Source organism: Luteimonas suaedae (genome assembly GCF_008312895.1).
Taxonomy (GTDB): Bacteria; Pseudomonadota; Gammaproteobacteria; order Xanthomonadales; family Xanthomonadaceae; genus Luteimonas; species Luteimonas suaedae.
In genome coordinates this window covers 382,004-406,331 of sequence record NZ_VSSP01000001.1, presented here as the reverse complement: position 1 = coordinate 406,331, position 24,328 = coordinate 382,004, and the positions used below count along the sequence as shown (strand labels likewise).

18 protein-coding genes are annotated in these 24,328 nt (G+C 70.4%); 11 read left to right on the top strand and 7 right to left on the bottom strand.

Features of this window, described 5'->3' with window-relative positions:
• Positions 1–14: 14 nt before the first annotated feature.
• A complete protein-coding gene (gene epmB, locus FXO19_RS01745; protein WP_149193327.1) occupies positions 15–1,019 on the top strand; it encodes an EF-P beta-lysylation protein EpmB in 1,005 nt (334 codons plus the stop codon).
• A gap of 63 nt (positions 1,020–1,082) precedes the next feature.
• Positions 1,083–3,161 (top strand): EAL domain-containing response regulator, encoded by a 2,079-nt coding sequence (locus FXO19_RS01740; protein WP_149193326.1) that lies wholly within the window; start codon positions 1,083–1,085, stop codon positions 3,159–3,161.
• A 275-nt stretch (positions 3,162–3,436) separates the two neighbouring features.
• On the opposite strand, the gene htpX is transcribed toward FXO19_RS01740, so the two are convergent.
• Positions 3,437–4,333 carry a protease HtpX gene (gene htpX, locus FXO19_RS01735; RefSeq protein WP_149193325.1) on the bottom strand — a complete coding sequence of 299 codons (897 nt, stop codon included), beginning with the start codon at positions 4,331–4,333 and terminating at the stop codon, positions 3,437–3,439.
• Between the two features lie 307 nt (positions 4,334–4,640).
• Here htpX and gluQRS point away from each other — a divergent pair, with 307 nt between their 5' ends.
• The 4 genes from gluQRS to phbB (FXO19_RS01715) all read left to right on the top strand — a co-directional run bounded on the left by gluQRS (position 4,641) and on the right by phbB (FXO19_RS01715) (position 7,858).
• Positions 4,641–5,573 (top strand): tRNA glutamyl-Q(34) synthetase GluQRS, encoded by a 933-nt coding sequence (gene gluQRS / locus FXO19_RS01730; protein ID WP_149193324.1) that lies wholly within the window; start codon positions 4,641–4,643, stop codon positions 5,571–5,573.
• Positions 5,574–5,636: 63 nt separating this feature from the next.
• Positions 5,637–6,377, top strand: a complete 741-nt coding sequence (gene phbB, locus FXO19_RS01725; RefSeq protein ID WP_149193323.1) for an acetoacetyl-CoA reductase — start codon at positions 5,637–5,639, stop codon at positions 6,375–6,377.
• Positions 6,378–6,615: 238 nt separating this feature from the next.
• Entirely contained in the window at positions 6,616–7,104 is a 489-nt protein-coding gene (gene phaR, locus FXO19_RS01720) for a polyhydroxyalkanoate synthesis repressor PhaR (protein ID WP_149193322.1), read from the top strand.
• 13 nt (positions 7,105–7,117) lie between these two features.
• The gene (gene phbB, locus FXO19_RS01715; RefSeq protein ID WP_149193321.1) at positions 7,118–7,858 is read left to right on the top strand and encodes an acetoacetyl-CoA reductase; all 741 of its coding nucleotides are present in this window, start codon (positions 7,118–7,120) and stop codon (positions 7,856–7,858) included.
• A gap of 202 nt (positions 7,859–8,060) precedes the next feature.
• On the opposite strand, the gene FXO19_RS01710 is transcribed toward phbB (FXO19_RS01715), so the two are convergent.
• Together FXO19_RS01710 and FXO19_RS01705 are read right to left on the bottom strand one after the other, a co-directional pair.
• Positions 8,061–8,969 carry a M48 family metallopeptidase gene (locus tag FXO19_RS01710; RefSeq protein ID WP_149193320.1) on the bottom strand — a complete coding sequence of 303 codons (909 nt, stop codon included), beginning with the start codon at positions 8,967–8,969 and terminating at the stop codon, positions 8,061–8,063.
• Positions 8,970–9,026: 57 nt separating this feature from the next.
• Positions 9,027–10,880: a formylglycine-generating enzyme family protein gene (locus FXO19_RS01705; RefSeq protein WP_255516232.1), complete on the bottom strand. Its 1,854-nt coding sequence runs from the start codon at positions 10,878–10,880 to the stop codon at positions 9,027–9,029.
• Between the two features lie 123 nt (positions 10,881–11,003).
• Here FXO19_RS01705 and rnd point away from each other — a divergent pair, with 123 nt between their 5' ends.
• A complete protein-coding gene (gene rnd / locus FXO19_RS01700; protein WP_149193318.1) occupies positions 11,004–12,119 on the top strand; it encodes a ribonuclease D in 1,116 nt (371 codons plus the stop codon).
• 47 nt (positions 12,120–12,166) lie between these two features.
• Here the strand turns inward: rnd and FXO19_RS01695 are convergent, their stop codons facing one another.
• The 3 genes from FXO19_RS01695 to FXO19_RS01685 are packed head-to-tail and all read right to left on the bottom strand — an operon-like array spanning position 12,167 to position 14,972.
• Positions 12,167–13,183: a 2-dehydro-3-deoxygalactonokinase gene (locus FXO19_RS01695; protein ID WP_149193317.1), complete on the bottom strand. Its 1,017-nt coding sequence runs from the start codon at positions 13,181–13,183 to the stop codon at positions 12,167–12,169.
• A complete protein-coding gene (locus FXO19_RS01690; protein WP_149193316.1) occupies positions 13,180–13,821 on the bottom strand; it encodes a bifunctional 4-hydroxy-2-oxoglutarate aldolase/2-dehydro-3-deoxy-phosphogluconate aldolase in 642 nt (213 codons plus the stop codon). The genes FXO19_RS01695 and FXO19_RS01690 overlap by 4 nt, the downstream gene beginning before the upstream one ends.
• Before the next feature lie 53 nt (positions 13,822–13,874).
• Positions 13,875–14,972: a DUF4432 family protein gene (locus FXO19_RS01685; protein WP_187775584.1), complete on the bottom strand. Its 1,098-nt coding sequence runs from the start codon at positions 14,970–14,972 to the stop codon at positions 13,875–13,877.
• A 211-nt stretch (positions 14,973–15,183) separates the two neighbouring features.
• Between FXO19_RS01685 and FXO19_RS01680 the strand changes: the two genes are divergently transcribed.
• Genes FXO19_RS01680 through FXO19_RS01665 form a run of 4 tightly spaced genes read left to right on the top strand, consistent with a single transcriptional unit; the run spans position 15,184 to position 20,958 of the window.
• Positions 15,184–15,873 (top strand): GntR family transcriptional regulator, encoded by a 690-nt coding sequence (locus FXO19_RS01680; RefSeq protein ID WP_149193314.1) that lies wholly within the window; start codon positions 15,184–15,186, stop codon positions 15,871–15,873.
• The gene (locus tag FXO19_RS01675; RefSeq protein ID WP_149193313.1) at positions 15,873–17,054 is read left to right on the top strand and encodes a mandelate racemase/muconate lactonizing enzyme family protein; all 1,182 of its coding nucleotides are present in this window, start codon (positions 15,873–15,875) and stop codon (positions 17,052–17,054) included. Before FXO19_RS01680 ends, FXO19_RS01675 begins: the two co-directional genes overlap by 1 nt.
• 17 nt (positions 17,055–17,071) lie before the next feature.
• Positions 17,072–18,037, top strand: a complete 966-nt coding sequence (locus tag FXO19_RS01670) for a dihydrodipicolinate synthase family protein (RefSeq protein WP_187775583.1) — start codon at positions 17,072–17,074, stop codon at positions 18,035–18,037.
• Positions 18,038–18,084: 47 nt separating this feature from the next.
• Positions 18,085–20,958, top strand: coding sequence for a hypothetical protein (locus tag FXO19_RS01665; RefSeq protein ID WP_149193311.1), 2,874 nt, complete (start codon positions 18,085–18,087; stop codon positions 20,956–20,958).
• Positions 20,959–20,995: 37 nt separating this feature from the next.
• Here FXO19_RS01665 and FXO19_RS01660 read toward each other — a convergent pair whose 3' ends face one another.
• Positions 20,996–24,136 (bottom strand): glycosyl hydrolase, encoded by a 3,141-nt coding sequence (locus tag FXO19_RS01660; protein WP_149193310.1) that lies wholly within the window; start codon positions 24,134–24,136, stop codon positions 20,996–20,998.
• Positions 24,137–24,328: the final 192 nt, after the last annotated feature.

Below are 24,328 nucleotides of genomic sequence, written 5' to 3'. Positions count from 1 at the left end.
AAAACTAGCCCGACATGATACCCGCAGCCCCCCTACCGATGCAGCCGCGACGCTGGCAGCAGGCCTGGCGCGAGGCGGTGCGCGATCCCCGCGAACTGCTGGCGATGCTCGGCCTGGAGCAGGCGGCGTTGCAGGTTTCGCCCGCCGCCGCGGCGCAATTCCCGCTGCGGGTGCCGCGCGGCTTCGTCGCCCGCATGCGCCATGGTGATCCGCACGACCCATTGCTGCGGCAGGTCCTGCCGCTGGACGAGGAGATGCGCCCGGTCGCCGGTTTCGACTTCGACGCGGTCGGCGACGGCGCCGCCCGCGCCGGCCGCGGCGTGATCCGCAAGTACCGCGGCCGCGCCCTGCTGATCGCCACCGGCAGCTGCGCGGTGCACTGCCGCTACTGCTTTCGCCGTCATTTTCCCTACGCCGAGGAAACCGCCGCCGCCGCCGGCTGGGGCGAGGCGCTCGCTACGATCCGCGCCGACGCCTCGATCGACGAGGTGATCCTGTCCGGCGGCGACCCGCTGTCGCTGGCCACGCCGAAGCTGGCCGAGCTCACCGCGGCGCTGGCCGGCATCGCCCACGTCCGCCGCCTGCGCCTGCACACCCGGCTGCCGGTGGTGCTGCCCGAGCGCGTTGATGCCGAGCTCACGACGTGGCTGGCCGCCCTGCCCTGGCCGGTGGTCGTGGTGCTGCATGCCAACCACGGCAACGAATTCGACGCCGAGGTGGACGCCGCCATGGCGCGCCTGCGCGACGCCGGGGCCACGCTGCTCAACCAGGCGGTGCTGCTGCGCGGGGTCAACGACTCGGTCGAGGCGCTGGCCGCGCTGGGCGAGCGCGGCTTCGCCGCCGGCGTGCTGCCGTATTACCTGCACCAGCTCGACCGCGTTGCCGGCGCGGCGCATTTCGACGTCCCCGACGCCCGGGCGCTGGCGCTGCATGCGGCGCTGCGCGCGCGGCAATCGGGCTATCTGGTGCCGAAACTGGTCCGCGAGGTGGCGGGCGATGCGTCCAAACGCCCACTCTGACCGATCCGGCATGGACGCCGGAGGCGCCGGCGTGGCATAACCGTCGGCCACCGGGAGGACCGAATGCCGAAGAACCTGGACAACGCCCTGCGGCTGATGGTGGTCGACGACAGCATGGAGGATGCCGAGACCATCGTCAGCGGACTGCGCAACGCCGGCATCGCGGTACGACCGCTGCGTCCGGCGTCCGCCGACGAACTCGCCACCATGCTCGGAAGCCAGAGCATCGACCTGGTGCTGGCCTCGCAGACATCCGGCGCCATTCCGCTGGCCGAGGTCGCCCAGCGCGTGCAGTCGAGCGGCAAGGACATCCCGCTGATCGCGGTGGTCGACGCCATCGACGACGACACGTTCGCCGAAACCCACGGGCTGGGCGTGCGCCGGATCGCGCTGCGCGGCAAGCCCCAGCTGCTGCTGACCGCGGTCCGCGACGAGTGGGCCGACCTCGACGCCCGGCGCATGCTGCGCCGGCTGGAAGCCCGGATACGCGAGACCGAGCGCCGCTGCGATGCGCTGATCGAATCCTCGCGCGACCCGATCGCCTACATCCACGAAGGCATGCATATCCGCGCCAACGCGGCGTACCTGGAGATGTTCGGGCACGAATCGTTCGAGGACGTCGAGGGCATGTCGCTGCTGGACATGGTCGCGCCGCAGCACCTGGAAGACTTCAAGGCGCTGCTCAAGCGCCTGGGCAAGGGCGAACCGGCGCCACCGCGCTACGAGCTGCAGGCGCGCGACGTCGACGGCAACGCCTTCCCGGCCTCGATGGAGTTCACCCCCGCGCAGTATGAGGGCGAGTCCTGCCTGCAGGTCGTCTTCCGGCGCGAGGAGGTCGATCCCGAACTCGCGCGCCAGGTCGAGGAACTGCGCCAGCGTGACCAGGTGACCGGACTGCTCAACCGGCCGACCTTCCTGCGCGCGCTGGAGGATGCGGTCAGCGACTCCGCCCAGAATGACGGACAGCATGGCCTGCTGCTGGTGGAACCGGACCACTACCAGCGGCTGCTGCAGGAGATGGGGCTGGATGCGGCCGACGCCATGCTCGCCGCCATCGCCCAGCGGCTGCAGGGCGTGCTGGACGAACGCGCGCTGTCGGCGCGCTATTCCGAGCACCGGCTGGCGGTGTTGCTGCGTGGCGCCGACTACGCCGCCACCACGGCGTTGGCCGAGCGCATCCTGAAGGCTTTTTCCTCACACGTGTTCACCATCGGCGCGCACTCCAGCACGATCACCGCCAGCATCGGCGGCGTGCAGATCGGCGAGAAGATCGCCAGTCTCGGCCAGGTGCTGGCCAAGGCCGACGAGGGCGTGCACTCGTCGCTCGGGGTCGGCGGCAATCGCTACGAGATCTTCGATCCCGCCGCCACCGACCGCGCCGAGGAAGAGCACGTGCAGGCCTGGGTCGCGCGCCTGCGCGATGCGCTCGACAACGGCGGCTTCGTGCTGCATTACCACCCGGTGATCAGCCTGCAGGCCGACACCGGCGCGGTCTACGAGGCGCTGCTGCGCCTGGACGCCGGCGAGGGCGAGCTGGTCAAGCCGCTGTCGTTCCTGCAGATCGCCGAGGAGCACGGCCTGCTGTGGGAAATCGACCACCACGTGGTCGGCCAGGCGATCGCCCGCATCGGCGAGCGCATCCGCGCCGGCACGCCGACGACGCTGCTGGTCGAGGTGAGCCAGGCCTCGCTGCGCGACGACAGCCTGGTGCGCTACATTGGCGAGCAGCTAAGCCGGCACAGCGTGCCAGGCGAATACCTGGTGCTGCAGCTGCCCGAGGCCAAGGTGTTCACCCATCTCAAGGCCACCCAGGACTTCGCCATCGCCATCGGCAAGTACGACTGCCGGCTGGCGCTGGCGCAGTTCGGCGTCGGTCTGGATTCGTTCCAGCTGCTCGCCCATCTGCAGCCGCACCTGCTCAAGCTCGATCGCAGCTTCACCGAGGAGCTGGTGCAGAACCCGGACAACCAGAAACGCATCCAGGAGATCGCCGAGAAGGCGCGCGAGCTCGGCATCCGCACCATCGCCGAGCACGTGCAGGACGCGGCGAGCATGTCGGTCCTGTTCTCGGCCGGTGTCGACTACGTGCAGGGCAGCTTCCTGGCGGAGCCGGGGCCGCAGATGAATTACGATTTCGAGTGAAAGGCCGTGATTCGTGATTCGTGATTCATGATTCATGATTCGGGAATCGGGAATCGGGAATCGGGAATCGGGAATCGGGAATCGGGAATCGGGAAGGCAGCGTCGCATCGTCCGGCAGCCTGTCAACCGTCATCCCGGCGCAAGCCGGGATCCAGTGCCTGGTCGCGGTGCGTTTTCCAGCGGGGCGACCGCAACGGCAGGCTGGATCCCGGCTTGCGCCGGGATGACGAACAAAAGCGGCGCGGTGCTTTTCCGAATTCCGAATCCTGCAAGACCTAAGCGACTACCCGCCGCACCGCGTCCGTCTCCGGCGGCGCGTTGCGCAGCGCCGCGATGCGCTCGTCCAGCGGCGGATGGCTCATCAGCAGGCGCCTGAGGCCGGTGCCGACGCCGCCGCTGATGCCGAAGGCCGCGACCTGCTTGGGCAGGGTGCTGTGGCCGTAGGTCTGCGCCAGGCGCTCCAGTGCGGCGATCATCTTGGCGCGACCGGCCAGCCGCGCGCCGCCGGCGTCGGCGCGGAACTCGCGCCAGCGCGAGAACCACATCGAGATCATGCTGGCGAACAGGCCGAAGATCATGTCGAGCACGAACACCACCGCGTAGTAGCCGAGCCCGGTCGAACTGCGCCCGCCGCTGAGATAGCCGTCGATCACCCGCCCGACGATCCGCGCCAGGAAGATCACGAAGGTGTTCAGCACGCCCTGCAGCAGCGCCATGGTCACCATGTCACCGTTGGCCACGTGCGAGACCTCGTGCGCGAGCACGGCTTCCGCCTCGTCGCGGTCCATCGCCCGCAGCAGGCCGGTGGACACCGCCACCAGGGCGGCATTGCGCCGCGCACCGGTGGCGAAGGCGTTGATCTCGGGCGCGTCGTAGACCGCGACCTCGGGCATGCCGATGCCGGCGTCCCGCGCCTGCCGCTGCACGGTGGCGACCAGCCAGCGCTCGGTCTCGTTGCGCGGCTGATCGATCACGTGCGCGCCGGTGAAGCGCTTGGCGGTCCACTTCGACAGCGCCAGCGAGACGAAGGCGCCGCCGAAACCGAAGACCGCCGCGAACAGCAGCAGCCCGGCGTTGGTCGCCGGGTCGATCCCGAAGATCGCCATGACGATACTGACCAGCGCCAGCACCGCGAGATTGGTGGCAAGGAACAAGGCGACACGTTTGAACATGGCAGGGATTCCGTCCGGGCGCGGAGGCGCCCTATCCGCAATCCAGTGTGGTTGGCATCGATGAAATTCAAGTGACCCGCCGCCGGCGGACGGTCCGTGCGTCCCCTCCGCCGTAGGAGCGCGCCATGCGCGCGATGCCGCGGGTGCCGGCAGGATCCGACGGATGCCGCGATTCCGGACCGGTAGGCGCGCGGGTCACAGGGAACTCCCGGGCGAAGCAAGGCCCGCGGTATTGCGCGCATGGCGCGCTCCTACGAAAGTGGACACGCTCGCGGGGCCGGCGCGTCGGGTAATCTTCGAAGCCGCGATGTCTCCTGCTCCTGCCGCCCCCGCCAACGTTCCCTACCGCGGCCGCTTCGCGCCCTCGCCGACCGGCCCGCTGCATTTCGGCTCGTTGCTGGCGGCACTGGGCAGCTGGCTGCTGGCGCGCCATGCCGGCGGCGAATGGCGGGTGCGGATCGAGGACCTGGACCCGCCGCGCGAGATTGCCGGCGTGGCCGAGGCGCAGCTGCGCAGCCTGCAGGCCTTCGGCCTGGTGCCGGACGGCGAGGTGCTGCGCCAGAGCACGCGCGGCGGGATCTATCGCGCCGCGCTCGACCAGCTGCTGGCCGCCGGCGACGCCTTCGTCTGCCATTGCAGCCGCAGCGGCCTAGCCGCCGCCGGCGGCGGCGTACACCATGCCTGTATCGCCGGCGCGCTGCGCACCGATCCCGCGGTCCGGCTGCGGGTGCCGCCCGGCACCCGGATCGCCTTCGACGACCTGCTGCAGGGCCGGGTCGAACAGGACCTGTACGCCGAGGTCGGCGACTTCGTGCTGCGCCGTACCGACGGCTGCTGGGCCTACCAGCTGGCGGTGGTGGTCGACGACGCCGCACAGGGCATCACCGACGTGGTCCGCGGCGCCGACCTGCTCGACTCGACCCCGCGACAGATCTTCCTGCAGCACAGGCTCGGACTGCCCACGCCGCGCTACGCGCACCTGCCGCTGGTGCTCGATGCCGACGGGCGCAAGTTGTCGAAGTCGCTGGCGGCCGTGCCGGTGGACGACGACGACCCGCTGCCGGCGCTGCGCGCGGCATGGCGCGCGCTGGGGCAGGCGCCGCCCGCGGTCGTCGCCGCGGGCACGCCGGCGCAGTTGCTGGATGCGGCCCTGCGCGCCTTCGATCCGGGCCGCATCCCGTGCCGGCACGCGCTGTCGCTCGCCGCATTGCACAACAGCGATGTTATCGCCGCCCCATAGAATGCAGTCACTGGTCTTCGAGACCCGACCTGCGCATTCGCATCACATTCCGGGAGGCATGGCATGACCACACGCGTGGCACTGGTCACCGGTGGAACCGGCGGCATCGGCACCGCGATCTGCAAGCGGCTGTTCGACTCCGGCCACAAGGTGGCGACCAATTACCGCAACGCCGACAAGGCCAACGCCTGGCAGGCGCAGATAAAGGAAGGCGGCTACGAGATCGCCCTGGCTAAGGGCGACGTGTCGTCGCCGGAAGAGGCCGAGGCGATGGTGCGGGAGGTCGAGCGCCAGCTCGGGCCGGTCGACATCCTGGTCAACAACGCCGGCATCACCCGCGACGGCACCTTCCACAAGATGACCGCGCAGCAGTGGCAGGAGGTCATCAACACCAATCTCAACTCGGTGTTCAACGTGACCCGCCCGGTCATCGAGGGCATGCGCGCGCGCAAGTGGGGCCGGATCGTCCAGATCAGCTCGATCAACGGCCAGAAGGGCCAGTACGGCCAGGCCAACTACGCCGCGGCCAAGGCCGGCATGCACGGCTTCACCATCTCGCTGGCGCAGGAAAACGCGCGCTTCGGGGTCACGGTCAACACCGTCTCGCCCGGCTATATCGGCACCGAGATGGTGATGGCGGTGCCGGAGGCGGTGCGCGAGAAGATCGTCGCGCAGATCCCCACCGGCCGGCTCGGCACCCCGGAAGAGATCGCCTACGCGGTGTCGTTCTTCCTGCCCGAGGAGGCCGGCTGGATCACCGGCGCCAATCTGTCTGCCAACGGCGGGCAGTACATGGGGTGGTAGCCGGGGCCGAGCCTCGGGATCGCACCCGCCGACAGTCTGTCACCGCCATCCCGGCGAAAGCCGGGATCCAGCCTTTCGGGCATCTCAAGCTGGATCCCGGCTTTCGCCGGGATGACGAGCGGAGGCGTTGACGCTTTTCCCGAGGCCGCGCGCTCCCTCCACACGTGAATGCGCCGATGTTGCAAGCCTTCGCATGCTGCGCCATGCTGCGCGGCAACACGGCTAGAGCCTTTGCTCCATGAGCGCAATCCGCGTCATCAAGAAATATCCCAATCGCCGTCTCTACGACACCGAGATTTCCAGCTACATCACCATCGAGGACGTTCGCCAGCTGATCGTCGACGGCGAGTCCTTCGAGGTCCGCGACGCCAAGACCGGCGACGATCTGACCCGCCAGGTCCTGCTGCAGATCATTGCCGAGCACGAGCAGGACGGGCAGCCGATGCTCTCGACCCAGCTGCTCAGCCAGATCATCCGCTTCTACGGCGACTCGCTGCAGGGTTTCATGGGCACCTATCTCGAACGCTCGATGCAGACCTTCCTCGAACAGCAGCAACAGTTCCGGCAGCAGATGGGCGGCCTGCTCGACCAGACCCCCTGGTCGATGATGAACAAGCTCACCGAACGCAACATGGAGTTGTGGCAGGAGTTCCAGCGCAACCTGACCGGCAGCGTCGGCCAGAAGCCTTCGGAGCGCCCGCCCTCCGGCGACAAACGCGGTCGCTGAGCCGCCAGTGGTCGTGGACAAGCGGACCGCCGTGGTCACCGGCGGCATCGGCGGGCTCGGCACCGCGATCTGCACCGCCCTCGCCCGCGCCGGCCTGCGGGTCATCGCCGCCGACCTGGGCGGCGACGCCGAGCGCATCGCGCGCTTCGAACAGGACGTGCACGGACACGACGTGCGCTTCGCCGCGCTCGACGTCTCCGATTTCGACGCCTGCGCCGCGCTGGTGCGGGAGGTCGAGACGCGGCACGGCGCGCTCGACATCCTGGTCAACGCCGCCGGCATCACCCGCGACGTCACCCTGCGCAAGATGGAAACGGTGCAGTGGGAGGCGGTGATGAACGTGAACCTCGACGGCGTGTTCCACATGTGCCGCCACGCGGTCGAGGGCATGGCGACGCGCGGCTTCGGCCGCATCGTCAACATCAGCTCGGTCAACGGCCAGACCGGCCAGTTCGGGCAGACCAACTACTCCGCCGCCAAGGCCGGCATGCACGGCTTCACCATGGCGCTGGCGCGCGAGGTGGCGCGCAAGGGCGTCACCGTCAACTCGGTGTCGCCCGGCTACTGCGAGACCGCGCTGGTGACGGCGATGCCGCAGGCGATCCGCGACGGCATCGTCGCCCAGGTGCCGGTCGGCCGGCTCGGGCGCCCGGACGAGATCGCGCGCGCGGTGGAGTTCCTGGCCGCCGACGACGCCGGCTTCGTCACCGGCGCCAACCTGCCGGTGAACGGCGGGCTGTTCATGAGCTTCTGATCCGCACCTGCCCCTGCGCGCCCCTGCCCTTGTAGGAGCGGCTTCAGCCGCGACCGCGCGGCGCCAGGCGGACGGCTGATCTCCACCACGGCGGTTTACCCTGGCACCGCGCGGCGGCGCGCTCTGCAGAGTCGCCGCCGATGGTGCTGCCTGGCGCGGTCGCGGCTGAAGCCGCTCCTACACGGGCCGGCCGGCGGCGCGATCAGGGCGCCCCGGCGACACCGCCCTCCCCACAGAACCGGGCGCGGTATTCCATCGCCTTCGGCATCAACGACTGCAGATTCTGGATGCGGGTACCGGGATTCGGGTGCGTCGACGAGAACTCGGGCGGCGCCTGCCCGCCGGCGGCAGCGCCCATGCGCTCCCACAGCGGCACCGCCTGCTGCGGATCGAAGCAGGCCGCCGCAGCGAGCATCAGCCCGACTTCGTCGGCCTCGGTCTCGTGCTTGCGCGCGTACGGCAGCAAATAGCCGTAGCCCATCGCCGCCATCACCATCTGCTGCTGCTGCGGATCCATGCCGCTCAGCGCACCGGCCATCTGGCCCATCTGGCTCAGCTTCTGCTGCGCCATGCGCTGGGCGCCGTGGCGCAGCAGCGCGTGGGCGATCTCGTGCCCCATCACCACCGCCATGGCGTCGGCGTTCTGCGCCACCGGCACCAGCCCGGTGTACACCGCCATCTTGCCGCCGGGCAGGCAGAACGCGTTGGCCTGGTCGGAGTCGATCACATTGACCTCCCACTCGAAGCTCTCCGAAAACCGGCTCGGCGCCAGCCCGTGCTCGGCGGCGAGCGCCGCCTCCACGTCGTCGACCTTGTCGATCAGGCGCCGGGCGATGTCGCGGACCTGGCGCGAGATTTCCGCGTCCGCCGCCAGCGGCCGCTCCTGCGCCAGGATCTCCTGATAGGCCTGCAGGCCCAGCGCCTTCTCGTCGTCGGCCGACAGGCTGCGGTCGATCAGCACACTCTGCCCGGTCACCGGGTCGACGCTCTGGTTGGAGAACCAGTAGTACGCGCCGTAGCCGGCGAACAGCAGCAGCACCCACAGCCGCAAACCGCCGCCACGACGCCGTCCGGGTGCCGCCTGGTGCCGACCGAAAGGATCCTGTCGCATCTCGAACTCCTCCAAGACCGCGCCTGTCGGGCGCCTCGATATCGCCGGAAGTATCCGCTACAACTCCCGCATCACCCGGAACCCGATGCGCGCGTTGGTGGTGTCGCGCGCCGCCGGCGCACGCCAGGCCGATCGGGTCTGCTCCGGCGCGCTGGCCCAGGAGCCGCCGCGGATCACGTGCGTCCGGCACCCGGGATTGATCCAGGGCGCGGCGTCGCGCGGCGCGCGGCGGTAGCTGGCATGCCAGCAGTCGGCGACCCACTCGCTGACGTTGCCCGCCAGGTCGTGCAGCCCCCAGCGATTGGGCGCGAAACTGCCGACCGCGGCCGGCCCCCAATGGCCGTCGCCGTAGTCCGCGAACGCATTGCTCCAGCTGCGCCCACCGGGCGAACGGTCCAGTCCGCCGGTGAAGTTGCCGGCCGATTCCGGCGGCACGCCGTCTCCCCAGGGAAACGCCTCCCCACTGCCCGCGCGCAACGCGTACTCGAACTCGGCCTCGCTGGGCAGGCGGTAGCGCTCGCCGCTTTCCTCCGCCAGCCACTCGGCGTAGGCCTCCGCATCCTGGGCGCTGACATGCAGCACCGGCATGTCGTCGCTGGCGGTCGCACCCACGTAGTCCGACCGCCAGTCGACGCCGCTGCGGCGCACGAAGTTGCCGCTGCGCTCGTCGTAGACCATCGAGAAGCCGCGGCGCACCGCACGGGTCCGGTAGCCGGTGGCGTTGACGAAGCGGCGGAACTCGCCGACGGTCACCTCGTGCGTCGACAGCGCGAAGCCCCGGTCGAAGCGGATGTTGCGCTGCGGCCGCTCGCTGTCGCTGGCGCCGTCCTCGCCCTCGGGCGCGCCCATGGTGAACGCCCCGTGCGGCACCACCACCATGCGCGGTCCGCGCGCGCCGCTCTGCAGCGCATCGGTGAACCCCTGCCCGGGCCGGAACAGGCCGTAGTGCACCGCCAAGCTGATGCGTTCGCGCAGGTCGGCCGCGGCAGGGTCGCCGGGCTCTGCGATCAGCAGCAGCTCGGCCAGGATCTCACGCGCCTTGGCGACGCCGTCGAACCCGCGCAGGGCGGCGAGTCCCTGGTCGCGCAGCCTGGCGATGCGGGCCGTGCGCAGGCGCTCGATCCGCTCGCGCGCATCGGGCACGGTGGCGCTCTCGGGCCGGACCAGTGCGGCATGGCCGAGCCGCTGGCCGGCGGTGTCGAAATCACCCCGCTCGGCCGCCTCTTCGGCGCGACGGATCAGCCCGCTTTCCACTGCAGCCAGGTTCTGCAGCGCACGCGGCTGCTCCGGCTGCAGCTCCAGCGCCTCGCGCAACTTGGCGAGGGCGCCGCCGCCGGACTCGCCGTAGCGGCCCTCCGCGAGCTCGGTCTCGGCCTCGCGATTGAGTTCCCACAGGCGGTCGGCCCGGTCCACCCGCTGCAGGTAGGCCTGCACCGGCGCATCGTCCGGCCAGACCGTGCGCGCCACCGCGGCCACGCGACGCGCCTCGCGCAAGGCCACGAAGTCGTCGCCGCTGTCGGCCAGCGCGCGCTCGCCCTCGTCCAGCAGGCGTTGCCGTGCACGCTGCAGCCCCTGCGCGGCGGCCTTGTCCTGCGGGTCCTGTTCGAGCAGCGCCAGGTACAGCGGGATCGCGGCCTCGGCGTCCTCGTACAGGTGTCCTTCCTCGAGCGCGGACTCGGCCTGCTCACGGGCCTCATCCACTGCCTCCTGGTCGAGCTCCACCTGCGGTGGCCGCCAGGTCAGGCTGTCGGCGATGCGGTCGTCGCCGCTGACCGTGACGCTGCCGCTGCGCGCACGTTCGGCTGCCTGGTCGACCGCCTGCACGTCCGCGTCCCCGGTGTCGCCGCCGTTGCGCGAACAACCGGAGTTCAGCGTCAGCAGCAGGACGACGACAGATACGAGCGCGCGCAACCGGTTCTTCTTCATCTGGGGACGACAGACCCATGTTACGCGACGGTAGGCCGGGGACCGGCGGCACGTCAATCGCACCGGCGGCCGCGAATGCACGACCGCGACCTGCTAGGCTCCTGCGCCATGCCCGTCAACGCACCGCAGTGGATCGCCGATCCCGCCGCCCTCAACGCCCGCCTGTCCACGCATCCCGCGCGTGTCGGCCTGGATACCGAGTTCATCCGCGAACGCACCTACTGGCCCCGGCTCGCGCTGGTGCAGGTGGCGATCGATGACGACATCCTGCTGATCGATCCGCTCGCGCCGGGGATCGCCGAGGCCTTGCGGCCGCTGCTCACCGATCCGGCGGTGCTCAAGATCATGCACAGCGCCGGCGAGGACTTGATCGCCTTCGGGCACGCCTGCGGCGCGGTACCGGCGCCGCTGTTCGATACCCAGATCGCCGCCGCACTGGGCGGCATCGCCGCCGGCGTCGGCTACCAGCGCCTGGTGCAGGAGCTGACCGGCGTCGCCCTGGCCAAGGGCGAGACCCGTTCGGACTGGCTGCAGCGCCCGCTGTCGCCGGCGCAGCTGGAGTACGCGGCGGACGACGTGCGCCACCTGTTCGCAATGCACGACACGCTGGCGGAGCGGCTGGAGACGCTCGACCGCCGCGACTGGTTCGACGAGGACTGCCGGCGCCTGCTCGCCGTCGCCGCGGACGAACCCGAGCGCTGGCCGCACCTCGCGCTGCGCACCGCGCAATTTCTCGACGAAGCGGCCCGGCACCGCCTGCTGCGCCTGCTGCGCTGGCGCGACCGCTGGGCGCGCGAACGTGACCGCCCGCGCAGCTGGGTGCTGGACAACGAACTGGCGGTGCTGCTGGCACGCGACCCGCCGCCCGACCAGGCCGGCGTGCAGCGCGTGCTCGACAGCCATCCGAAGGCCTCGCGCAAGCTGGCCGAGCCGATGTGGCTGGCGCTGCAGACCCCGCTGCCGGACGAACACGAGGCACCGCTCCCGAGCGACGACGTCGACCGCAAGGCCCTGCGCAGCCTGCAGGACACGGTGGCCGCCCGCAGCGCCGAGCTCGGCCTGCCGGACGGCGTGCTCGCCTCGCGGCGTTGGCTGGAACGGCTGCTGCAAACCGGCGACTGGCCGCCGGCCCTGTCCGGCTGGCGACGCCGGGAACTCGAACCGGCGCTGCTGCCGCTGCTTTCGACCGCGGCGGACCTGCAGACGGCAGACGACGCTGGATGAGCGCCGCGGCGCAACGTCCGGCGGGCCGTTGACGGCGCGCGGGCGCCTCACGCCGTCGCTGCGAACGCCCGCTGGGCAATGGCCGTAGCACCGGCGATGAAGGCCGATTCGGCATCGGCCGCATCGATCACCACACCCTGGCTGCCGGCATCCGCCAGCGCCTCGTGCCATGCCGCGCACAGCACCGGCGCGCCGAGCAGCGCGATGGTCCGGCCGACGACCGCATCGCGCCAGTGCGCCAATGTCTCGTCCACCACGACCCCGAGCAGAAACAGCAGCCGCGACCGCGCGGAACTGCCGGCGACGCGTTCCAGCAGCCGGGTACAGAACGCCGCGCGCGGCAGTCCGGAACGTGCACGTTCGCGCATGCCGGCACGGAAGGCGTCGAGGTCGCCCGCTTCCAGCCGCGGCGGCAAGGCCGCGTCGACGCTCGCGGCCAGCACGGTCTGCGTGCGCAGTGCGTGCAGCAGTTCGCCGCTCAGCGTCGTGGTGCAGGAAGCGATGCGCCCGTCGGCATCCACTTCCACCCGCTTCCAGTGCGAGCCCACGCTCAGCGCGAGGCCGGGCCGTGGCAGCTGTCCGGTCCGTACCAGGCCCAGGCAGACCACCTCTTCCCCACGCATCACGTCGACCTCCGCCAAGTCCGACAGCCCGGGCTGGAGCGGGCCGCAGCGCACGCCGGGCACCAGCAGGATCGGCAGCGGCGATGCCTCCGGCAGCGACAGCGTCCGGACGTTGCGCGCCAACTCGTCGACGCCGGCCGGGGCCTCCACGTGCGGTACTTCCACCAGTCCCAGTGGCGAGGTGATCATTCCGGCGGCGACCACGTAGCGCGGATCCCATCGCGACGCTCGCGCATCGGCCTCGGCCGATGCCGCGATCAGCAGGTCGCGCACCGCGCCGACCAGCCGCCCGTTGTTGCCGTCACGCGCCGAGTCGCGGGCGCCGATCATGGCGCTGCCGCGCGCCAGCACGAGGTCGCCGTCGACCGCCCACACGCGGGTCGTCGTGGTCCCGCCGTCGATGACCAGACGTTGTCCGCTCCCGGCGCCATGCCCGTTCATCGCGCCGCCTCCGCGAACGCCCGCGCGCGCGCCGCGAGGGCGCCCGTGTCGATGCCCTGCGCGAGATCGCCGCCCAGCAGTTCGGACCCGGCGCCGAGCGCCCACGCGCCCGCACCGCGGTAGGCGCGGGCGAGCTCGGGGGTGACGCCGCCGGTTGGCACCAGGCGCACGTCGCCGAGCGGCGCGCGTACCGCACGCACGAACGCCGGACCGAGCGCCTGGGCCGGGAACAACTTGACCGCCTGGGCGCCGGCATCGACCGCCTCGACGATCTCCGACGGCGTCTGGCAGCCCGGGATCGCCACCAGTCCCAGCGACACCGCCGCGGCGATGACCGCCGTATCGCGGTTCGGGGACACGATGAACGCAGCGCCCGCATCGGCGGCGCGTCTGGCCTGTTCCACGGTGCGCACCGTGCCGGCGCCGATCGCCATGCGCCCGGCCCAGGCCTGTGCCAGGCGCCCGATCCGCGAGAACGCGTCCGGCGAATCGACGGTCAGTTCCAGCGCCGTGATCCCGGCATCGGCGAGCGTGGCGGACAACACCTGATCGGCATCTCCGGCGTGGCCGCGCAGGATCGCGACGATGCGGCCCGCCTCGATCAGGCCCAGGGTGGCGTTGGCGGATTCGGCGTGCATTGCGGCCTCGTTGTCGATGATGTGCAGAAGTTCGAGGAAAACGACGCGGCCGGTCAGCGCAATTCGCCGCCGGGCCCGACCCAGGTCACCTCGGGCGCGCCTTCGAACACGGTGGCCTCGAGCGTGGTCTCCAGCGACTGTCCGGCGTCGAGCGCCAGCGCGGTGCCGCGCTCGGAGGCCGCAGCGAGCGACGGCAGGTCGCAGGCCGGTTCCAGCGCCAGCAGGTGCGGCGTGCCGTACCACGGATAGTCCGGCCCGCCGCCCCACACCTGCCACATCCCGAGCATCGGGAATACCGCGGTGTCCCAGCGCAATGCGAACCCGACCCGACGCATGGGATTGACGATCGCGAACCAGCCGCCGGCCAGTTCGTCGAGGCGGATGAAGTCGTGCGATCCGGCGCCGGCGTCCGGCATCACCGAAAGATCGAGCTCGCCGCCGCCGGCCGCCGCTTCGAGTCGGGGCCATGCCTTGCGCTGCCCGGCGGCGACGCGCGCGCCGGCCGGCACCGCGGCGCCGACCGAGGCCGTGCACGCGGGCAGATGGATGCGGGTGCCCGGCTCCACCAGCGGCCAGCCGAAGGTCGGATGATGGCCCCACAGGAACTCGATCCGCTGCCCGGCCTCGCTGGTCACCCGTTCGTCGATCCGGATGGTGCCGCTGTCGCCCTGCAGGCTCATGGCGCGCTCGACCAGCAGCGGCAGGCGGACCAGGCGGGTGCGGAACACGACGCGGATGCCGTCGGCATCGTCGCGTTCGATCCGGTAGTCCCAGGGCAGCAGCGTGGCTTCGCCGTGATGGCCGTACTCGGCACCGCGATGGCTGCAGGGCTGCGGCCCGTTGGGCAGCATCTCATACCAGCCGCCGGGGAAGTATTCGCGGAAATGGCCGCCCGACAGCGGGCTGCTGAAGCGCAGGTGCTGGTCGGGGCGCAGGCCGTGGCGCGAGCGCCACAGGCATTCGACGTCGAGCGGCTTGTACAGGCATTCGATAATGTCCGCGCCCTTGTCGGCGGCGATCACCAGCCGGACGCGGGCGTTCTCCAGCGACACGCAGCGATGGCCGCGATAGACGAATTCGCGGATGCGGCAACCGAAGTTGCGCTCCTGGTCGAAGGCGAGCGGCGCCATCAGGGCCGGCGCGTGGCGCATGGCGCCGGTCGCTTCCTGGCGGCGCGGATGAAAACGGAAGCGGTCTGCATGCGGGTCTGCCCTCCAAGGCAGCGACGGCGCGGCCGCCTCCTTGGCGCGGGACGGCATGGCACGGTGCGATCGACACTAGGCCAAGCCTCATCGTTTGTAAAGTCTAATATTTCAGATTTCTAATTTTACAATTCAGACAGAACGTGGCAGGCTTCGCCGCATGAACACACTGACCCGACTGACCCGCACGCGCGCCAGCGATTCGGTACTGGACATGCTCCGCGATGGCATTCTCGGTTCCACCTTCCGTCCCGGCCAACGCCTCGACGTGAAGGCATTGGCCGACCAGCTCGGGGTCAGCCCGACCCCGGTCAAGGACGCGATCAACCGGCTCGCCGCCGAAGGCCTGATCGAAATCCGGCCGCGCAGCGGCACCTTCGTCGCCGAGATCACCCCGGAAATGGTCGGCGAGATCTTCGAGATCCGGCGCGCGCTCGAGTGCCTGGCCGCGGAAGCCACGGTGGCGCGGCTGACGCCGGAACTGCTGGAAGCCTTCACCGACCTGACCCGGCAACTGGAACGCCCGGTCACGTCGGAGGCCGAGCGCATGCGGCACGAGCAGGCGAACGTGGCCCTGCACATGCTGATCGTGGAGTCGTCGGGCAACCAGCGGCTGATGGAGATCTACCGCAGCCTCAACGCCCACCTCACGATCGCGCGCATCCACTCGCGCCGGCGCCCGGAAGCGCACCGGCTCGAGCAGGAACTGCAGGAACACCGGGCGATGCTCGACGCGCTGCAGCAACGCGATGCGCCGCGCCTGGTGCAGGTGCTGGGCGATCACATCCGCCGCGCCGGCCACGACCTGGTCGAGGACGTGCTGCACGCGCGCGAGAAGGAACAGGCGTAGTGGTCCGCAGGATCGCGCGCGTCAGCGCCCGCGCATTGCGGATCCCGCGCGACGTCGCCGAATCCCGCGGCACCGCCGGCACGCCGGCGGCGCTGGGCGATGCGGCCGGCGCGCGCTATCGCTGGGCCGGGCACTACCGCACCGTCTACGCCGCCGACCACCTGGAGACGGTGCTGGTCACGGTGGAAACCGACGACGGACTGATCGGCTGGGGCGAGGCGCAGGCGCCGGTGGCGCCGGAGGTCACCCGCAGCGTCATCGACACCCTGCTCGGCCCGTTGCTGGTCGGCGAGGACGCGCTGGCGCCGGAAGCGATCTGGGACCGGCTGTACGCGGCGATGCGGGTGCGCGGGCACACCGGCAGCTTCCTGCTCGACGCGATGGCCGGGATCGATCTCGCCATCTGGGACCTGTGCGGCAAGGCCTTCGGGCAGCCGGTCCATCGCCTGCTCGGCGGCCCGTGCCGCGCCACCCTGCCCTGCTACGTCTCCGGCCTGGGTGGCGATTCCACCGCCGCGCGCGTCGACGAGGCCCGCGGCTGGGTCGAATCCGGCGCCGAGGCGTTCAAGCTGTTCATGGCCGGCGATCCCGGCGACTGCCTGGCCGACCTGGACGCATTGCGCGACGCCTTCGGCGCGGATATCGAACTCTATGTCGATGCGCTCTGGCGCCTGGATACGCGCAGCGCGCCACGGTTCGCCGCGGCGCTGGAAGCGCGCAACGCCGGCTGGCTGGAAGCGCCGCTGATGCCCGAGGACGTGGCCGGCCACGCCCGCCTGGCCGAGCGCACCCGTGTGCCGCTGGCGATCGGTGAGAGCTACCGCACCCGCTTCGAGCTGCTGCCCTTCTTCCAGCGCGGCGCGGTCGGCGTGCTGCAGCCCGACCTCGGCCGCTCCGGTCTGACCGAGAGCCGCAAGCTCGCGGTGCTGGCCGACACCCACCACGTCCCGATCGCGCCGCACGTCAGCATCGGCCTCGGCCCGCAGCTCGCCGCCGGCCTGCACCTGGCGGCCGCGACGCCGAACTTCGCGCGCCTGGAATGCAATCCGCGCGTGCAGGCCATCGCCAACCGCTTCCTGCGCTCGCCGCTGCCGGTCGGTGTGGCCGGCCTCGCTGCGCCGGATGCACCCGGTCTCGGTATCGAGATCGACGAGGCCGCGATCGCCCCATACGTTCTCTGATGCAAGGAGCATCGCGCATGTCCCAGCCCGCACCTGCCCGCTCCGGGGGCGCCCGCGTCGAAGGCGCTCGCTTCGAAGGGGTCTTCCCGATCGTCAACACCACGTTCCGCGAGGACGGCAGCATCGACCTCGACAGCCAGCGGCGGCTGGTGCGCTTCCTGCTCGATGCCGGTGCGCATGGCCTGGGCCTGTTCGGCAACGCCAGCGAGGGCTACACGCTCGCCGCGGACGAACGCGTGCAACTGCTGCGGGCGATCGTGCGCGAGGTTGACGGGCGGGTCCCGGTGATCGTGAGCAGCGGCCACACCGGCACCGACCTCGCCGTCGCGTTGAGTCGCGAAGCCGAGGCCGGGGGTGCGGATGGGCTGATGATCATGCCGCCGCACCTCATGAAGCCCGATGCGGAGGGCGTGTTCCATTATTTTCGCGCGATCAGCGATGCGGTCCGCATCCCGATCATGGTGCAGGACGCACCGCTGATGAGCGGCGTCGCGATCGGCGCACCGCTGATCGCGCGCATGGCCCGCGAACTCGAGCGCGTCCGCTACGTCAAGGTGGAAGCGCCGCCGACCGCGCCGAAGATCAGCGCGATCCTCGACGGCTACGACCTCAAGGGCGATGAGGCGCCGCCGGTGCTGTTCGGCGGCCTCAACGGCCAGTTCCTGCTGGAGGAGCTCGATCGCGGTGCGGTCGGCACGATGCCCGGCAGCGACCTGACGGCCGCCTTCGTCGCCATGTGGGACCTGTGGCGCGCCGGCGACCGCGCCGGTGCGCGCCGCGAGTTCGCGCGCTACCTGCCGCTGATCCGCTACGAGCTGCAGCCCGGGCTCGGCGTCGCGGTGATGAAGCACAACCTGGTCGCGGCCGGTGTCATCGCCAGCGCGCGCGTGCGCCATCCGACCCGCGAACTCGACGCCGCCGGCCTGCGCGAGATCGGAGAACTGCGCGCGGATCTGCCGCAAGAGGCGCTCGGCTGGGCCTGACCCGGCCTGCACACACGACTTCAATCCCCATCGAAACGGAGACACCGATGCCGCCACGCCACCGACTTCCGGCGATCGGGCTGGTGCTCGCCGCGGCTGCGCCCACCAGCGGTGCCGCGAGCGCGGCCGCACACACGATCGAAGCCCGTCGCGACGGGATCACGCTCGCCGCGCCCGACGGCGCGCGCGCCGAATTCGCGATGCGGTTCTGCGTGCAGCGCACGACATCGGATCCTTCCCCGGAACTGCGGCCGGCCGACCTCGGCACACGCTACAACGTCGTGACCTGGCGCGCGGAGGATGCCGGGGGCGCGGGCCTCGCGCAGGTCGCCGGCGACGCCAGCCAGGTCGGCGACGGCTTCGACCCGGATATCCTGCAGGGCGATGCCGGCGGGCGCACGGCCGACGTCTTCGCCGCGGCGCCGAGGACCTGCGTCGAGGCCGACGGGGTGAGGCCGACGCCGGACGGTGGCCATCGCTGGACGTTCCCGGAACAGGCCGGGTTCGCGATCGAGGCCGTGCTGTCCCCGGGCGGCGACGGCCGCGCCCTGCCCCCTGCCCTGCGCTACACGCTGCGGGCGAAGCAGCCCGGCTTCTACTCGGTCGCGTACATGGGCGCGCCGTCGCATGCGCCCGACGACGCCGACGCGTTCTTCCAGCCGCTGGTGTGGACGGAGAAGCGCTTTCCCGATCGCAGCTACCTGACCCTGGCCTTTCGGGCGACGTTGCCGTCGACCCTGGTCGAGCACGCTGGACAGGTCGAAGGCATGGTGGTGGACGCAGCGGAGTTCCCGTTCGACCCGCTGCCGGTGTTCCGCAACTCGCGCTTCGGCATCGCCCTGCGCGATCCCGATGGCCGCGCGCGGCCGATGGTGTTCGCTCCCGTGCTCGGCGGGCCGGGCTCGCAGCTCGGCGCTGGCGACGAATTCTCCTTCACGCTGCGGCCGCTGGTGCACCGCGGCGACGTCACCGCGGCCTACGAGTACGCCGCGCGCCGGCTCTACGGGTTCCACGACTACCGGCACAACGCGCTGTCGTCGCTCAACCGCACCCTGGAGCGGATCGTCGACTACGGCATGAGCCACTGGTCGCAGTTCCGCGCCGAGGACAAGGGCGCGAGCTACGAGACCGATGCGCCGGGCACGGTGAAGAACGTCTCGTCGCTGAATCCGCTGGACCTGGCGTTGGTCACCGACGACGACGCGATCTGGCGCCTGCGCGCGAAACCCGTCATCGAATACATGGTGTCGCGCGAGAAATACCTGTTCACGATCGACGAGGAACAGAAGATCCAGTTCCCGTCCTACACCCTCAAGGGTCCCGCCGCGCCGGTCTCCGAACTGGCCGCGCTGCACCGGATCTTCCGCGGCGCATCGCCGGCGTTCCTCGCCCTCGCGGAGGAGGAGTACGGGCGCTCGCGGGTGCGCAACCTCGACGTCAACGAGCGCGGCGACACCTGGCAGAACAGCCTCGCGCTGTACCGCGCGACCGGTCGCCGGCATTATCTCGACGCGGCGGTCCGCGGCGCCGACGCCTACCTGCGCGAACGCGTGGAACGGCCGCAGCAGGCGTTCGCGGGGGTGCACGGCGAAGAGCCGTTCTTCTGGACCCAGTTCGTGCCCGACTTCGCCGCGCTGATGCAGCTCTACGACGTCACCGCCGAACGCCGCTACCTCGAAGCCGCCCATCGCGCCGCGCGCGTGTTCACCCAGTTCGTATGGTTCGCGCCGGCGATCCCGGATACGGAAGTCCTGGTTAATCCCGGCGGCAAGGCGCCGCTGTACGGCTATCTCGCCGGCAAGGGCCATCCGCAGATGCCGGCCGCCGAGGAGCGCGTGCCCGGGTGGCGGCTGTCGGAAATCGGGCTGACCCCGGAATCGTCCGGCACCAGCAGCGGCCACCGCGGCATCTTCATGACCAACTGGGCGCCGTGGCTGCTGCGGATCGCGGAACACATGGACGATTCCTTCCTGCGCGCCGTGGCGCGCTCGGCGGTGATCGGCCGCTACACCAATTTTCCCGGCTACCACATCAATACTGCACGCACGACGATTTACGAGAAGCCGGACTACCCGCTGCGCGATCCGAAGTCGCTGAGCGTGAACTCGTTCCACTTCAACCACGTCTGGCCAATGGCGTCGATGCTGCTCGACTACCTGGTCAGCGATGCAGACGCGCGCTCCAACGGCGCGATCCGCTTCCCGGCGGAGTTCATCGAAGGCTATGCCTATCTGCAGAACCGGGCCTACGGCGGCCAGGTCGGCCGCTTCTACGGCCACGAAGACGCCGTGCTGTGGATGCCGAAGGTCCTGCTGCAGGCCGACTCGGTCGAGCTCAACTACGTCACTGCGCGCAGCGAGGACAACACCCGCCTGTACGTGGCACTGATGAACGAAGCGGACACGCCGGTCACCAGCACGGTGCGGCTCGACCTCGCGCGGCTGCCGGGCCTGGCGGGCAGGACATTGCACGCGGCCGATGTGCACGGAACCGGCGACATCGCCATCGACGACGGCCGGTTCCAGGTGACGGTTCCCGCGCGTGGCCTGGTTGCATTCACGGTCGCCGATGTCGGCATCCGGCCCGGATTGCAGGCGAGGATCATGGCCGCAGGCCCCGACTCGGCCTGGCGGCAGCCCATGGCACGGATCGACGATCCCGCGGCGCGCGGCATGGTCCTCGATTATGGCGAGTCGATGCAGCACGCCTTCGTGTTCCTCGAGGACGGCAAGCGCGATTTCAACCAGGTGGCGTTGCACTGGACGACGGGCGACGACGCGGGCGTCATCGTCGACGAGGCCTTCCCGTGGGAGTTCAGCGTCCCGGTCGACGACACGGCCACGCGGTTCACGTGGCGGATCGAAGGGACGCGGCCGGATGGCAGTGTCACGCGCAGCCGGGACGTCGACCTGGTGCGCTGACGCTACGAGCCGCTGCCGGGGATTTCCGACAGCGACTTCAGGACGGGTCATCCGCTTGTGGAACCGGCTGCCACCATTCGATCCTGACCGGGCCCAGGAGCCCGGAAGGGACCAGGGGCGAATCCGCCTCGTAGTGCTTCCACGTGGCGAAGCTGGACCGGGGCCATTCGTGCCGTGCCTCGGGCCGGTAGATCCACGCGGGCAACGCCAGCAGCCGGCCATCGGTGAACGGCGAAGTGCCCGTCTTCTGGTACTCGACGTCCACCGCGACGGCCTCATCGCCGATCAGGCGATTGATCCATCGATTGGCCACGTGGATCTCGAGCCGGTTCGTCCCCGGCTGCAGGTACGGGGTCACGTCCAGCCGGAACGGAGGATGCCAGGCGATCCCGGCGTCGTGCCCGTTCACCGTCACGCGCGCGATGTCGGCCACGCGGCCGAGATCGAGCAGCGCGACCGCGCCGGCCGGTGGCCGCGGCAGATCGACGCTGGTCCGGTAGACCGCGGTGCCGGAATGGTGGCGGATTGTCGGATCGGCATCCTCCGTCCACGATGCCAACTGCTCGACCCGCCGAGACCTTGCCGAACCGGCCAGCTTCGGAAATTCGATCTCCCAGGCTCCGTCGACCGGCACCGGCGCGGGCAACGCCGGCAGGCGGACGTCTCGCGTCGAGCGGTCGGAAAAATGCAGCTGCACGGACCCGTCCTGCGTGAGCAGTGCGCCAGGCCTATCCGCGAGATTGAGGCTCACTGCGCGCGCGTCGCTGATCCAGCGCGTCGGGAGGGGCTTACGGAACACGAGGAACGTCGATCCCCACGGCTGCAGTTGTACGGGCACGGACACGCCCGAGGCGGTGGACGCGAACACGGGCGCATCGGCGCGCGTGCCGCGCGCCGGATCCCAGATCTCGGGCAGGCGGCCGGGCTGCCGCACTTCGAGCCGCGCTTCGCGTGACTGATCCGAGTCGTTGAAGACGAAGTAGATGTCCGCGTCGCTGCTGCGACGATGGATGAAGCGCAGCTGCTCCATCGGCGCCTCCCAGCGCAGGTCGGGGCCGACCCCTTCGACCTGCAGGATTTCCAGCGGCGTCAGCCCCGCGTAGACCTTGCCCGCGCCCACCGCCTTGAAACCCCGTGCCGGGAGATCGGCCCAGAGCATGCCGACGAGCCGGTCGAATTCCTCGCTGTGCGCCAGGTCGCCGAGTCCCGCGGGCGCGAGCGGCGGCGGCCCGGCCAGGGTCGCGCCGGCCTCGACAAGATGTGCGAGCTTGCGCAGCGTCGCGATCCCGGCGACCCAACCCTGGGACATCTCCGGCGTGACGAGCAGGCGGAACGACGCTCCCTGGGGATGTTCCAGCACACCGTCGTGCACCGACATCGCCAGCACGTCCGCGGGATAGGCCACTTCCAGATCGTACCCGGGCAGCGACGTCTCGATCGCATCCGGCAAGGCGTAGCCCAGGTCCTCGTCGACCAGGAAGACGACATCGGCCAGGCGATGCCCCTGCTGCAGCAGGAACTGGCTGCGCGACAGGTAGTCGATCCAGGCGCCCGCATACGGCCACCAGGTGTTCAGGCGCCCGAAATGCGTGCCATAGCGGCCCAGCGAGAACCCCGGCGCGGCCGCGGTGACCGGCTGGTGGGTGAAGCTGTGGAGCGCGAACCGGTTCAGTCCGAGCGCGAAGGCATGATCGCCCACGCGCTTCAGGGTGGCAGGCGTGTTCTGGTAGCGCCCGTGCTCCGGCCTCGCCGTGAAGGCTTCGGCGGCCACCATCCTGCGCCCGAGGAAGGTCGCCGCCGAGGTAGTCATCCTGATCTTCGCCGCGCGCGGCGCCACGTCGGGCATCCAGAATTCGTTCATCGGCACGTCGACGTGGCGGTTGGCGGACATCGGCGTGATCGGGCCGCCCTGGGACTCGGAATAGATCTTCATGCCATGTCGTGCGGCAAGCCGATGCATGGTGCCGAAGTAGTGTTCCGCGAACATCTCCTCGATGACCTGGCGGAAGTCCCAGAGCACCGCTTCGCTCTTCTCCACGGATTCCACCACGCGCCCGGCCAGCACCGGCAGCCAGGGGAGCAGCGCATAGCCCTTCCGCCGCGCGAATTCGTTCGGCATGGCGGCGGTCCAGTTCTGGAACCCGCCTTCGAAGCTGTCGAACAGGAGGCCGTTGAACGTGCTGCCGGCGAGCGGACCCGCTTCGCGGATCATGCGGCCCAGCGAACGCTCGAACTGGAACGCAACCGCCTCCGGATCGAGCTTGTCGATCTCCAGGCCGTGACCCTCCGGCACCGCGGGGTGGTTGGTCTTCCCCGTCGTCGTGTAGCCGAAGCGCAGGATCGTCCATTCTCCCGGGGGCAGGCGCGCAGTGAGTCGGCCCGAAGCGTCCATTCCGTCGGAGAGCACGATCACGCGATCGGAAGGGATCCCGGGCAGCACCCGGGTATCGCGGGTCACGGGCCTGTTGCCCCAGCCCGCCTTGGCTTCGAACTCCGCGATCCGCTCCGCTGTTTCCGGCACCGCGAGCACGGCGACATCGACGAAATAGGGCGCCATGGGCACCGCGCGCTCGGGATAGGCAGGCGCCAGGTCCGGGCGCGGCAGTCGAAGCGACAGGTCGCCCCCGGATACGTTCGTCTCGCTCCAGACCAGGCGCTTCATCGAACGTTCCGGCGTGACCCAAGGGCCACCGCTTGCCGACCAGCCCGGCGTGTTCATCGCGTGGAATTCCAGCCCCAGCGCCGCCGCCCGGCGGATCGCGTGCCGCACATGGGCGAACCATTGTTCGGAACCGTAGCGGACCGACCCCTCGGGCGCGTACATCTCCACGTCGAACATCTGCACCCCGCCCATGCCGGCGACCTTGGCGGCCGCGAGGTCGGCGTCGATGCCTTCGGTCGTCACGTTGCCGTTGATCCAGTGCCACCAGCCGAGCGGCCGCGCCTCGCGCGGCGGCGACGCGAAACCCGCCTCGAGCTCGTTCGCCGCCAGCGGCCGGCAAGTCGCCAGCAGCATCGCCGCCAACCCCACGGCCATCCACGGGGAAATGCTCATTCTCTCCAACGTCTCATCACTGTCCCGATTTTGAGGGCTGAAGCTGTCGCCTTCAGGCGACAGCTTCAGCAGAGTTTCGGCCCCAGCGGGGCCGAGAGGAATGGCAACTGTCGGTGCAGCCACTTGGACTCCCCCTTTGAAAAAGGGGGCTGGGGGATTTGCTCTTTGCCAGGTACCTCGCAAAGCAACAGCAAATCTCCCTCAATCCCCCTTTTTCAAAGGGGGAAGCCCGGCAAGCGCAGATCGCTGCGCGATTCGCGGCCCTCCGCGCGTCGGGATGCCGGCTTGAACCGGCACCCCACCCTTCCAGCCGCC

Coding starts and splice junctions, on each gene's coding strand:
- FXO19_RS01685 (WP_187775584.1), bottom strand. CDS start 14,972: ATGCGCCACGCGCCGGCCCTGATGGCGCCGCTCGCCTTCGACCAGGAG.
- htpX (WP_149193325.1), bottom strand. CDS start 4,333: ATGTTCAAACGTGTCGCCTTGTTCCTTGCCACCAATCTCGCGGTGCTG.
- FXO19_RS01665 (WP_149193311.1), top strand. CDS start 18,085: ATGCCGCCACGCCACCGACTTCCGGCGATCGGGCTGGTGCTCGCCGCG.
- FXO19_RS01740 (WP_149193326.1), top strand. CDS start 1,083: ATGCCGAAGAACCTGGACAACGCCCTGCGGCTGATGGTGGTCGACGAC.
- phbB (WP_149193323.1), top strand. CDS start 5,637: ATGACCACACGCGTGGCACTGGTCACCGGTGGAACCGGCGGCATCGGC.
- FXO19_RS01690 (WP_149193316.1), bottom strand. CDS start 13,821: ATGCACGCCGAATCCGCCAACGCCACCCTGGGCCTGATCGAGGCGGGC.
- FXO19_RS01710 (WP_149193320.1), bottom strand. CDS start 8,969: ATGCGACAGGATCCTTTCGGTCGGCACCAGGCGGCACCCGGACGGCGT.
- epmB (WP_149193327.1), top strand. CDS start 15: ATGATACCCGCAGCCCCCCTACCGATGCAGCCGCGACGCTGGCAGCAG.
- gluQRS (WP_149193324.1), top strand. CDS start 4,641: ATGTCTCCTGCTCCTGCCGCCCCCGCCAACGTTCCCTACCGCGGCCGC.
- FXO19_RS01680 (WP_149193314.1), top strand. CDS start 15,184: ATGAACACACTGACCCGACTGACCCGCACGCGCGCCAGCGATTCGGTA.
- rnd (WP_149193318.1), top strand. CDS start 11,004: ATGCCCGTCAACGCACCGCAGTGGATCGCCGATCCCGCCGCCCTCAAC.
- FXO19_RS01670 (WP_187775583.1), top strand. CDS start 17,072: ATGTCCCAGCCCGCACCTGCCCGCTCCGGGGGCGCCCGCGTCGAAGGC.
- FXO19_RS01695 (WP_149193317.1), bottom strand. CDS start 13,183: ATGAACGGGCATGGCGCCGGGAGCGGACAACGTCTGGTCATCGACGGC.
- phaR (WP_149193322.1), top strand. CDS start 6,616: ATGAGCGCAATCCGCGTCATCAAGAAATATCCCAATCGCCGTCTCTAC.